Source organism: Uruburuella suis (assembly GCF_004341385.1).
In the GTDB taxonomy this organism is placed as follows: domain Bacteria; phylum Pseudomonadota; class Gammaproteobacteria; order Burkholderiales; family Neisseriaceae; genus Neisseria; species Neisseria suis.
In genome coordinates this window covers 1-1136 of sequence record NZ_SLXE01000064.1, presented here as the reverse complement: position 1 = coordinate 1136, position 1136 = coordinate 1, and the positions used below count along the sequence as shown (strand labels likewise).

At 49.7% G+C, this 1136-nt stretch carries 1 protein-coding gene; it reads left to right on the top strand.

What is annotated here, in order from left to right:
- Window positions 1-172 precede the first annotated feature (172 nt).
- Window positions 173-1123 carry an IS110 family transposase gene (locus EV680_RS11870; RefSeq protein ID WP_132954951.1) on the top strand — a complete coding sequence of 317 codons (951 nt, stop codon included), beginning with the start codon at window positions 173-175 and terminating at the stop codon, window positions 1121-1123.
- Window positions 1124-1136: the final 13 nt, after the last annotated feature.

The window sequence follows — 1136 nt, the reverse complement described above, 5'->3', positions numbered from 1 at the left end:
ACACACCCTTGTATATTAAAACCAATGTACCATAGCATCCAAACAGGTTATCCGCCTCCGTACACACCCTGGGATTTCCACATCCGCGAAGTAGCCAAAAGAGCGGATAACCACCCATCAGCACAACCGAACAGTTGCCAGACAACACAACCGAATACAAGGAAGGTTCATGATGAGTACCCAAAACTATGGCGGCATCGATATTGCCAAAAAGAATTTCGTTATCGGCATTACCGGCATGGCCAAAACCAAAACCGAAACCAACAACCCCAAAGGCTTTGAGCACGCCATTGAATATCTGAAGAAGCACCAAGTCGATTTGGTCGTCATGGAAAGCACCGGCGGGTTGGAAGTGCCCTTGGCCAAAGCCCTGCACCATGCCGGATTGCGCGTAGTGATTGCCAACCCGCGCCGGACACATTCCTATTCTCTGTCGTTTTCACTGGGGAAAACCGACAATAAAGACGCCAAAATGCTGGCCGATTACGCACAAGCCATCGAAATCAAAGGCAAAACTGTCCAAATGCTTTATTGCCCCCGTTCAGCCGAAGAAGAAACACTCGAAGCCTTGGTCAAACGCCGCAGCCAGCTGGTCGAAATGCGTACTGCCGAGAAAAACCGTTTGACGCAGATCCACGAAACGCAAAAACAAAGCGTAGAAGATTTAATCGCCCATTTCGATGCACTGATTGACGCATTGGACGAGCAAATTTTCCAATACACCGATAGCGGCTTCGATGGAAAAGGCAAAATCATCAGCAGCATCAAAGGCGTGGGCAATACCACTTGTGCCATGCTGATAGCGATGCTGCCCGAGCTGGGGCAATTGTCCCATAAAAAAATAGCCCTGCTTGTCGGCGTTGTCCCGCCTCCGGATCAAAGCGGGGATTCTGACGGGAAAACCGGCTGTATCGGGGGCAGGAAGGAAGTGCGCGATATGCTTTATATGGCGGCACTTTCTGCCAGCCGCTTTGAGCCTGCGATTAAAGTGTTTTATGAGCGCCTGATTGCAAAAGGCAAGCCGTTTAAAGTGGCCATTAATGCGTGTATGCACAAATTGCTGCGAATTCTGAATGCGAGAGTGCGCGATTACCTCCAATCAGAGCGCCTCGCTCACGCTTGATTTTAAGTGTTTA

Excerpts from the sequence above, each read along its gene's own strand:
- EV680_RS11870 (WP_132954951.1), top strand. The coding sequence starts at position 173 with ATGAGTACCCAAAACTATGGCGGCATCGATATTGCCAAAAAGAATTTC.